Origin of the sequence: Trichocoleus sp. FACHB-90, from assembly GCF_014695505.1 — a bacterium.
GTDB lineage: Bacteria > Cyanobacteriota > Cyanobacteriia > Cyanobacteriales > FACHB-T130 > Funiculus > Funiculus sociatus.
Window position 1 is genome coordinate 69887 of sequence record NZ_JACJOK010000042.1, and the last position, 11147, is coordinate 81033.

The window sequence follows — 11147 nt, forward strand, 5'->3', positions numbered from 1 at the left end:
GCGATCGCAATACGTCCTGCTGTAACTTGAAGCAACAGTTAAGATACCTCAGCTGCTTGGAGGGTTGTCGCATCTTCCTTGGTCTGCTCTCTGGAGTCGTCAGGATGGGCAATTCCACGGTCAAGCTTACCTAACGCTGCTTGAATCAATCCCTGGAACAGGGGGTGAGGCGTATTGGGTCGAGAGCGGAATTCTGGGTGGAACTGGGTGGCAATAAAGAACGGATGGTTGGGTAGTTCTATGATTTCCACCAACCGACCATCAGGTGAGGTGCCACTGATTACATAACCTGATTCTAAAAACAGGTTGCGATAAGCATTGTTAAACTCATACCGATGTCTGTGCCGTTCGTAAACCACTTCGTCTTGATAAAGGCCCAAAGCGAGAGTATTGGGTGTCAGGCGGCAGGGATATAAACCCAATCGCATTGTCCCTCCCAAATCTACGACATCTTGCTGTTCCGGTAACAAGTTAATTACTGGATTTGTTCCATTAGGATCAAATTCTGCACTGTTGGCATCTTCTAATCCGGCAAGGTGCCGCGCCCATTCTATTACAGAACATTGCATCCCCAAACACAACCCCAAGAAGGGAATCTGATGGGTTCTGGCGTACTCAATGGCGATAATTTTGCCATCGACACCCCGCGAACCAAAACCACCGGGGACGATGATGCCATTTACTCCGGTGAGGTATGGTTCGGCACCTTCTAATTCCAGGTTTTCGGCGCTGACCCAACGCACGTTAAGTTCGCAATCCATCGAGATCGCTGCATGGCGCAAAGCTTCCACTACTGAGAGATAGGCATCAGTTAGTCTTACATATTTACCAACAATGGCAATCTCTACCTGATGAGTTGGATTATACAGACGATTGACGAGAGTTTGCCACTGGCTCAAGTCGGGTTGGCGTTTTTCTAATTGCAGCAACTCCAGTGTCTGTTGCGCTAGTCCTTCCTGTTCTAAAATCAGCGGCACTTCATAGATACTCTTGGCATCAATTGCTGTAATGACGCTTTCTACAGGAACATCGCAGAATTCCGAGAGTTTTTCTTTCATTCCCGGTGCGAGTGGGCGATCGCATCTACAGACCAAAACATCTGGTTGTATCCCTATCGAGCGCAATTCTTTTACAGAGTGCTGCGTCGGCTTAGTTTTCATCTCCCCCGCTGAAGGAATCCACGGCACCAGCGTTACGTGCATATATAGTACGTTGTGCCGTCCCACATCTTTGCGGATTTGCCGAATCGCTTCCAAAAACGGCAGCGATTCAATATCCCCTACCGTGCCACCAATCTCAGTAATTACCACATCAGGGTTAGTATTTCTTGCTACCCGCTGAATACGATCTTTAATCTCATTGGTAATATGGGGAATCACCTGCACCGTCCCCCCCATATAATCGCCGCGACGCTCTTTATTCAGCACCGCCTGATAAATAGATCCCGTCGTGACGCTATTCAGGCGAGACATCGACGTATCCGTGAAGCGTTCGTAGTGTCCTAAGTCTAGATCCGTCTCGGCACCATCTGCCGTCACGAAAACCTCGCCGTGCTGAAAAGGACTCATCGTTCCCGGATCGACGTTAATATACGGGTCTAGTTTCAAAATCGAAACTGAATAGTCACGGGACTTTAGCAATCGGCCTAAGCTTGCTGCTACAATCCCTTTGCCGATGCTAGAAACTACGCCCCCAGTAACAAAGACAAACTTAGTCATAAAATGCTAAAAAGAAGAGCCAGATCAGCAACCCACCCCGTTAATTGTGCCACAGAGTTAACGACTTGTTTGTCGGTAGCAATCAGTTGTCAGTGGTGAGAAATCCTGTTTTGGATAGCTGCATTGGCTTTTGTTGAATTTACCTTATCCTTTAGGAACGCGCAACGTTAACTGCTACAAAGCTTTAAGTCGCTCAAATGACTCGGAATAGGGACAAGTTCCAACTGAGTGGCGATCGCTACTATCCTAGAGTTGAAACCCTGTCTTACGCTATTCCAGAGTTTGCGTGCGATCGCTGCTAGGATTCTTGGTAATGGCAGGTTTGCTGATTACCCCAAGTCAGAGGCTAGGATAGCATCTCTATTTCAAGGTAACAAAAGCGCCAGAGCTGACTGGTGAAATTTTAAACTACTGATAACTGGTAATGCTTGGCGGTTTTAAAATTAATAAGGATTTGATAACTTTAATTGCTGCGTTCTAGATTTGGTAATTATAAATGGCTAAATTTTACACCGAATTGAATCCATCATTAAGAGACTTTATCGAAGAACAGAAAATCTTCTTTACCGCCACAGCACCAAAGGAAGGTCGGATTAATCTATCCCCAAAAGGAGTAGATACTTTTCGCTGTATTAATGATGTAACAGTGGCTTATCTTGATTTAACTGGTAGTGGTAACGAAACAGCAGCACATCTTAATGAAAATGGTCGCATGACAATTATGTTTTGCAGCTTTTCTGAAAAGCCGATGATTCTTCGTTTATACGGACAGGGAAGAGTTATTTTACCCAGAGATAAAGAATGGGAACATTTTTATGCTTTTTTCACTCCCATCTTAGGGGAACGCCAAATAATGGTATTAAATATTAATTCTGTGCAAACATCTTGCGGTTATGGCGTACCAGTTTATGAACTGCAAGAAGAAAGAAAAACTATTCGAGAATGGGCAGATAAAAAAGGAGAACAGGGTATATTTGAATATTGGCAAGTGAAGAATAAAAAAAGTATTGACGGGCTAGAAACAAAACTTTTAGAAGATTGAAATATTAGTCATTTGCTAATGGAAAGACAATTAGCTATTAGCAATAAACTAGGTAATAATGACAAATGAAAAACATCCTGGGAATTGCTGTATTAAGTTTGGTCATGGCAGCGCCAGCATCGGCGAAACAATCTCTCCACATTTCCTATCCTCCAACTAACCACAAAACTACATCTGACAAGATTTTCCTGATCGGCACGGCTCCACCAACAGGACAGGTTTTGGTGAATGGAAAGGCTATTGTACGGAGTAAAAAGGGGCATTTTGCGCCTAGCGTTGGGCTGAAGCCGGGAGAGAATTTGTTGACGGTTCGATATCAGAATCAAGAAGTAAAAATAAAAGTCACGCGGACTTCAACACAGCCAACTCCACCGAAAGGGTTGGGATTTGCGAAAGATTCTCTGACTCCGGCGGTGGATATTGCTAGACTGCCCGGAGAGCTAATTTGTTTTGGCGCGATCGCTCCGGAAAATGGCGATGTTTCTGTCACGCTGGGCGGTCAAACTATTCCCCTGATGGAACAGCCCCAGGTGGTACAATTACCAGCAAATTCGGCCGCGTTGACCGAACAAAATCAACCTTATGCTATTGCTGGAGCCGGACAATATCTGGGTTGTGCAGCAGCAGCCGCAGCAGCAGATTTAGGACATCCTCAATTTCAATTGACGATGAATCCGAAAACAGCAAATCCTAGTCTTCCCATTCCCCTTCCCCAAGAACCCTTACAGGTTACACAAAAGCCTGCCGAAAACGACAAACCAAAACCGACTACTACAAAAACACCTGCTTCTACAACTCAGACTGGGCCTGGTAAGGTGCAGATTCTGAATCCAGCCAATCTAGAGGTTGCTTCTGTGATTGTTGATGCTGGTGTCGCCAGAACTGGGCCAAGTACAGATTATTCTCGCCTCACGCCGCTACCGAAAGGAACGCAAGCAACGGTTACAGGTAGAGAAGGAGAATGGGTGCGCTTAGACTATGGCGGTTGGATTAATAGTCAGGAAGTTCAAATTGTTAAAGGTGCAGTACCGCCGCGAACCTACATTCGCAGTATCCGGGCGCGTAAAGTTCCCGGTGCGACAGAGGTGATTTTTCCCTTGCAAGTGCCAGTACCGCTAGTTGTGCAGCAAGGCGATCGCGCTTTGAGATTAACACTTTACAACACCACCGCCCAAACAGACATTATTCGCCTCGATCCCGATCCCGTGATTTCTCGCCTTGACTGGGAACAGGTAATGCCGGGAATGGTGCAATATACCTTTAATCTGAAACAAGCCCAGCAATGGGGTTATACAGTCAGATACGAGGGGACGAGTTTGGTGCTTTCTCTGCGCCATCCGCCTCGCTTGAGTTCTGCGTCCTCTAGCAAGCCTTTATCTGGGATCAAAATTCTTCTCGATCCCGGACATGGCGGTAAAGAATCGGGTGCGGCGGGGCCTACGGGTTATGCGGAAAAAGATGCCAATTTATATGTGTCGAAGCTGATCGCAAATCAGCTGATTGCACGGGGGGCTACTGTGTATCTTACCCGCGAGACGGATAAGGAATTGTCGTTGCCCCAACGGACGGCACTCATTGATGCAGTGAAACCCGCGATCGCGCTTTCCATCCATTACAATTCTCTCCCCGACGATGGCGATCCTCAAAACACCAAAGGATTCGGGACTTTTTGGTATCATCCCCAAGCTCAGGATTTAGCGGTATTTCTACATAACCACATAGTGCAGGAAGGGGGTCGTCCTTCCTATGGTGTTTTTTGGAATAACCTAGCGCTTGCTCGTCCCGCCTCCGCACCGTCAGTATTGCTAGAACTCGGTTTTATGAGCAATCCAGAGGAATTTGAATGGATTACGAATCCCAGCGAACAGCAGAGGATGGCGCAAGCGATCGCAAATGGCATTACTCAATGGTTCAAAGCGACTCGCTGAATCCTCAGTTACCGACACAGCTGTAAGCACTGGAACTGCTGGCAGCACTGGTGCTACTTGTAACACCTCCACGGCTTACACTACTCGAAGCACTGGCAGAACTGGCAGTAGTTACACAATTCATCCCACCTCTCCTACTGAAACCACTAGCACTACTGGCAGCAGCACCTCCAGTATTAATGTTTCTATTCGGAATAGGAGGAGTATAAATCCTTCTATTAGGAATAGGAGGAGTATAAATCCTTCTATTAGGAATAGGAGTACTAGAGGCACACAATTTGCTTAAGTCAAGAGTTGATCCCGCCTGAGTTTGCATATAGCAATATGGTGTCTCAGGGCGGGAGTTATTAACAGGGGCGGGAGTTTGAGTAAAACCAGCCTTGCCTGGTAAAAAAACATAGGCTGCGGTCAAAGCTAAAGTTAAAGTAGAAAGCTTTAACATACGATAATATTCATAAAATTACTTCTTATATTTTTCTCTATCTTTATTAATTTTACTTCAGTAGAATCCCTCGATTGCCTACTTTAAATCCGTAAGTATTATCATTAATTTAAAATTAAAGTTTTGGCTAAATATTTGACTAATTACCAAAATTTACATACAGCCAGATTTAAAGCAATTTATGAAGCACATATTTATTTATTAGCAAAGCGGGTTATGGCTGAAAAACAGTGTAAAAAATAATCATGCTTTTTATAGGTGATACTGATGGGGTAGGGAAAGGATGAGGATGCGATCGCGTTTGGGAGAGAATGCGATCGCTTCCTAAAATCTCGACTCATTTGGCACAACATTAATCGGAAGTTTGCCCAGAGGAAGATGCCTGCCTTACTTGTTCCTCTGTCAACCCCAAAGCCTCTGCAACCTGTTCCACAGTCAATCCCAAAATTAATAGCTGAGGTACTGCCTCTAACTTACCCTGCAATCGACCTTCTTGCAGCCCTTCTTCTTTGGCTTCCTGTTGGACATCTTGAAAATATCTTGTTTGCTTTAACTCACTAAATCCAAACATAGCTTCTAACTCCTGACGAGTCATTTCCGGCAACTTGTACAAGACTATTGTCTCTATCAATTCTATAATTTGCTTTCTCAGGGCTGCATCGGCAATTTCAATTCCAGCTTTGTTTAATAGCTGTCTGGCCGTATCAATTGCTTTTTTTCTAGTTTCTACGATTAATTTCACCACCCCCACGCCAAGGGATTGTTCTGCCGCTTCCCCTAATTCATTTAGATATATCCGCCTGATTCGCGGACTCGTCAGTAACTCCCGATACTGTGGCTTCACGCCTGGATCTTGGCTTCTAGTTTTAAACAGAACTACTCCCCGCCAATCGTTAGATTTTTCATATTGGGAAAGGTAGAGAAATGTTTCGCCAAAAAACCGCTGATAGAATCTGGTATCGCGTTGAAATTGTACTTCTACAAAGTAAATAGGTTGGTCAGAATAATCTTCAGCAGGTAGAAATACACCATCGATGCGAAAGGCAGTTTGTTTGACTTCTACTGATTTGAATTCATAGGTATCGCCTGCTGAGGGAGGTTGTCCGATGAGTTCAAAGAAGATGCCGGGAAACTTTTGGAATAGTTGATAGAAAATTGAGTCAGTTTTCACCAGTTTTAAAAATAGGGCGGGCATTGAAAAGGAAAAAGAGAAAGAAATTATTCTTCTTCCTCGCCCTTGTTGTTAGAGTTATATCATGTCGAGGATATCTGAAAAAATGTTGCTTGAGGATAATGCGATCGCATTTGGGAGAGAATGCGATCGCACCCTAAAATCTCGGCTCATTTACATAACATTAATCGGAAGTTTGCCCAGAGGAAGATGCCTGTCTTACTTGTTCCTCTGTCAAACCCAAACCTTGAGCCACCTGTTCCACAGTCAACCCCAACGCCAAGAACCGGGGGACTGATTCTAACTTGGCTTTCATTTCACCTTCTTCGAGGGCTTCTTGATAGATTCTCGTTTGCTTTAACTCACTAAATCCAAACATAGCTTCTAACTCCTGACGAGTCATTTTTGGCAACTTGTACAAGACTATTGTCTCTATCAATTCTATAATTTGCTTTCTCAGGGCTGCATCGGCAATTTCCTGTCCAGCTTTGTTTAATAGCTGTCTTGCCGTATCAATTGCTTTTTTCCTAGTTTCTACGATTAATTTCACCACCCCCACGCCAAGGGATTGTTCTGCCGCTTCTCCTAATTCATTTAGATATATCCGCCTGATTCGCGGACTCGTCAGTAACTCCCGATATTGTGGCTTCACGCCTGGATCTTGGCTTTTAGTTTTAAACAGAACTACTCCCCGCCAATCGTTTGATTGTTCATATTGAGAGAGGTAGAGAAATGTTTCGCCAAAAAACCGCTGATAGAATCTGGTATCGCGTTGAAATTGTACTTCTACAAAGTAAATAGGTTGGTTAGGATAATCTTCAGCAGGTAGAAATACACCATCGATGCGAAAGGCAGTTTGCTTGACTTCCACTGATTTGAATTCATAAGCATCGCCTGTTGAGGGAGGTTGTCCGATGAGTTCAAAGAAGATGCCGGGAAACTTTTGAAATAGTTGATAGAAAATCGAGTCAGTTTTCACCAGGTTTAGAAATTAAGATGAGGAATAATATTAAATCCGGTTGATTGCCCGTAATTAAGAAGAACCCCATCTGTCCATTGCCTGCAAAGATGGGTTGGGAGTGGGTTTCTTTTTTTATCAGCAATAAACCGCATTTGATATAAAAAGGCAAAAGAAGTCTTGATATTTTCCTTTTGCCTTTTTATTACCCACCTTACAAGTAAATTAAACAGTGCGAGCAGTTTGATAAGGACTTGTCAACTTATCCAACTGTTGCACCAACAAGCTGAGGAATAAACCCACATCGGTGACAACGCCGACAGATTCCACAGAACCGCGATCGCTTAACTTCGTCACCACTGCTGGGTTAATATCGACGCACACCATTTTCACCCCGGCTGGGGTCATATTTCCGACACCGATGGAATGTAGCATAGACGACAGCATCAAAATCATGTCTGCGCCTTCTAACAATCGGGCATATTCTTCCTGCGCCTTAATCATATCCGTCTGGGTATCTGGCAAAGGGCCATCATCGCGGATGGAACCAGCCAGCGAGAACGGCACGCCAGCACGGACGCACTCGTATAAAACGCCACTGGTGACAACACCTTGCTCAACCGCTTTATCGATGCTGCCGCAACGACGAATCATGTTAATTACCTTCAGGTGATGGCGGTGTCCGCCGAGCACAGAAACGCCGCGTTTCATATCCACACCAAGGGAGGTTCCCATCATCGACTGTTCGATGTCGTGGACTGCGATCGCATTTCCTCCAAGCAACGCCTGCACGTAACCTTGGCGAATCAGATGCGCCAAGTGTTCGCCGCCGCCAGTGTGAATCACAACAGGCCCAGCCGTCACAACCACTTTGCCACCTTGATCCCGGACTTGGCGAAGTTCCCAAGCAACTTGCTCAACCACCAATTCCACGCGGCGTTCGCTGGAAACGCCAGCAGACATAAAGCTGAATTCCTGGGTATTTCGCACTTCCCGCGATTCGGTTTTACGCACGGTGCGGATACCGACGACATCGACAACTACGCGATCGCCAACTTCTAAATCTCGCAGCAGTTTACACCGCGCCACGATCCCGTTGGAAGTGTCGGTAATAGCGATCGCGCCATCCATGCGCTGTCCCAGCACCTTGATCCATTCCCCATTTACCCGTACTTGTGTCGGATAAATAGTTGATACGTAGAAATCATCGGGAGCTACACCTGCTTGCAGGACTGGTTCCAGTTTCGCATCGCGCTCGTCTTGAGGCAGATCCACCGCACCCAAATCAATCAACTGCGATAAAATCGCTTCCATCACTTCGTGGGAAGGAGCCGACACCTTCACCTCAGCACTTGAGGTACTTTGTCGCTGTGCTCCCAGTTGGAAATTGAGAACCTGGAAACTACCCCCATTTTCCACAACTAAATCTAAAGCCCGGTTGATTAAGCCAGTGTCCAGCAAATGCCCTTCCATGCGAACCGTGCGGCTCTCTACGGAGACAGATTCATGAACTTCCGTTCGCACAGGTTCCGTCACCCGCAGCGTCAAGCACTTAGCTGCACCGCCTGCTTTCAAGAATTCCGTTAGCGGCGTTTCAATTACTTGGAAACCAACATCGGTAAGGCGTTTTTTCAGGCTTTCACTCGCCTTATTCATCACTACAACGCTGTCAATATTCACGGCGTTGCAGGCGAAATTCACCGCATCCGCTTCTGCGATCGCAATTCGCTTCTCCGGCGCGACTCGCATTTCAATGACGCGGTTTGAGTAAGAATCAAACGCTGGGGGATAATACAGCAGATAGCCGCCATTCAAGGGACAAAAGCAGGTATCCAAGTGATAGAATCGCTCATCCATCAGTCGCAAGGAAAGCACTTCGATATCCAGCCACTTTGCTAGATACGGGTGCGAGTCGAGTTCCGAACGGAAACCGTACCCCGCCCACAGCCAGCGCCCTTCCCGATCCAGCAGCGCATCGCCAGCACCTTCAAAGGGCAAGTCTTTGGGCAATTCATGCACGGTGCAGCCCTGCGACTCAAACCACTCTTTAAAGTATGGCTCTTCCCCTTGTCGCTCTTTGTGAAAGAAGCGACTGAGAACGACAGTATCTCCCAGCACTAGCCCAGCGTTGGCTGTGAACACCATATCAGGCACGCCGCGTTGGGGTTTAACTAAATCAACAATTGCATGGTCTTTGAGGACGTGGTGAAGCTTTTGCCACTGCTCGACGGCGCGATCGCGTGACGACTTGTGAATATTGCCCTCCATCCAGGGATTAATCACATAATCCACATCGTAATGATCGGGAGCGCACATCAAAAAGCGGATCGGGGAACTCATAAAAAAAATCTCAGGTGGATTAGATGCGAAATACTATTGGATACAGACTTTCCATGCTCCAATTCTGTCAATTTTGTTACAAAATTTTTTCCTTTGAGCTATGAAAGTCGGCTCCAGAGGCAACTACCTATTCTATTACTTTAGGGACTAAATAGGAGCTACTGGTTAAAGAAACTCATTGTTAAATTAAACCAAAAATAGAGAAACCCGGTTCTTCTAAAAAACCGGGTTTTCCTTGAGGAGAGCGAGTTGTAAGTTTAATTACACTCGCCTAGTTAAGAGATGCCAATTATCAATTATTCATTACTTTTTCGATATTGCAATAAAGCCTTCGGAAAAGTAGCATCTGCTAATAATGGCTGTAAACCTTGGGCAACGCGAACGGCTAAAAGCTTCTGTCCGGCTGCGTTTGGATGAATAATATCGTCTTGGCGATATTGCGGATTATCGATTATTCCCTTCAGCACATCTGGAATTAAGTACGCTTGTGTATCTTTAGCAACGCGCTGGACAAGTTCGTTGTATTCATCTCTAGCTAACCCCAGCTCCGGTAAACTAAGGTTCATTCCTAACAACACAACAATTGCTTTTTGTTGTTGAATTGTTGTCACTATTTGCCGCAGATTCTGTTCTGTCTCAGTTTTGGGAATTCTTCCCAAGAAATCATTTCCACCTATTCCCACAATAACTATCCAAGGTTGGGCGGAAATCACATCTTTTTGCAAGCGGCTAAGTGCCATTGCAGTTGTATCGCCGCTGACACCGCGATTTACAATTGGGATACCCAACTGACGAGAGAGAACGCTGGGATAAGCTTCGGTTTGCGCTACGCCATATCCAGCGGTAATGCTATCGCCTAAAGCAATGATTTGCGTACCAGCGCCAGCTTTAAGGTTTTTGACAGTTTCGGGTTGACTAGCGCAGCTGGTAACGGCGAAAAACGAAGCAAACAGCATACTAAAGAACCAATACCATCGGCGGTGTTTCATTTTTGGGAGAGTGAGGAGCTATTTTGGCACTCTCTTAATTCTGCCAAATTCATCCAACCCGCAGGTTAAAACTTGGGGCTATATAGCGTTTCTCAGTTGGGCGGAATATATCGCGGTTCTGACGTTCTCCCGATCTTGCTAGGGACATGGTATTGCCATGTCCCTACATATGTATTGCACCCAACCCTTGAATTGCTATACAAACGAAGGATGCGATCGCGCTTCGTCTACTTGACACTTTTTTCGGCGCGGTGGGCATCGATAATCAAATAAATGCCTTGCGCCAACATCATCAGGATGACTAATGGCAAGGATGTTCCCGACATAACTGAAATAATGCCCCCTATATCAATCAATCCTGCTTGGATAAGAAATGATACAGCGCTGGCTTTCTTAAGATTAACGGCTCTACCGAACTTGTTATGTAAAAATGTTAAAAATGGCTAATCAAAATAGCAGAAACAGAATAGGTATAAGAAGTGACATTTGTTGCGGGGCTTGAATTCTGGGATTGATTGTGATTAAGTAGATGCAGTAAAAAAGCAGCCCCAGACTGGGT

At 45.5% G+C, this 11147-nt stretch carries 8 protein-coding genes; 2 read left to right on the top strand and 6 right to left on the bottom strand.

Annotated features, from left to right (window positions below):
• Window positions 1–38 precede the first annotated feature (38 nt).
• A complete protein-coding gene (locus H6F74_RS12500) occupies window positions 39–1718 on the bottom strand; it encodes a CTP synthase (RefSeq protein WP_190441360.1) in 1680 nt (559 codons plus the stop codon).
• 496 nt (window positions 1719–2214) lie between these two features.
• Here H6F74_RS12500 and H6F74_RS12505 point away from each other — a divergent pair, with 496 nt between their 5' ends.
• Entirely contained in the window at window positions 2215–2760 is a 546-nt protein-coding gene (locus H6F74_RS12505; protein WP_190441363.1) for a pyridoxamine 5'-phosphate oxidase family protein, read from the top strand.
• A 65-nt stretch (window positions 2761–2825) separates the two neighbouring features.
• Window positions 2826–4688, top strand: a complete 1863-nt coding sequence (locus H6F74_RS12510; RefSeq protein WP_190441365.1) for an N-acetylmuramoyl-L-alanine amidase — start codon at window positions 2826–2828, stop codon at window positions 4686–4688.
• Window positions 4689–4692: 4 nt separating this feature from the next.
• Here H6F74_RS12510 and H6F74_RS12515 read toward each other — a convergent pair whose 3' ends face one another.
• The 5 genes from H6F74_RS12515 to H6F74_RS12535 form a co-directional block, all read right to left on the bottom strand.
• On the bottom strand, window positions 4693–5130 hold the full coding sequence (locus H6F74_RS12515; protein ID WP_190441368.1) for a hypothetical protein: 438 nt from the start codon (window positions 5128–5130) through the stop codon (window positions 4693–4695).
• A gap of 352 nt (window positions 5131–5482) precedes the next feature.
• Window positions 5483–6301 carry an Rpn family recombination-promoting nuclease/putative transposase gene (locus H6F74_RS12520; protein WP_190441370.1) on the bottom strand — a complete coding sequence of 273 codons (819 nt, stop codon included), beginning with the start codon at window positions 6299–6301 and terminating at the stop codon, window positions 5483–5485.
• Window positions 6302–6485: 184 nt separating this feature from the next.
• Complete coding sequence (locus H6F74_RS12525; protein ID WP_190441372.1) at window positions 6486–7280, bottom strand: Rpn family recombination-promoting nuclease/putative transposase; 795 nt, start codon at window positions 7278–7280, stop codon at window positions 6486–6488.
• 204 nt (window positions 7281–7484) lie between these two features.
• A complete protein-coding gene (locus tag H6F74_RS12530) occupies window positions 7485–9599 on the bottom strand; it encodes a TIGR00300 family protein (protein WP_190441375.1) in 2115 nt (704 codons plus the stop codon).
• 296 nt (window positions 9600–9895) lie between these two features.
• Window positions 9896–10588 (bottom strand): arylesterase, encoded by a 693-nt coding sequence (locus H6F74_RS12535; RefSeq protein ID WP_190441378.1) that lies wholly within the window; start codon window positions 10586–10588, stop codon window positions 9896–9898.
• Between the last annotated feature and the right edge of the window lie 559 nt (window positions 10589–11147).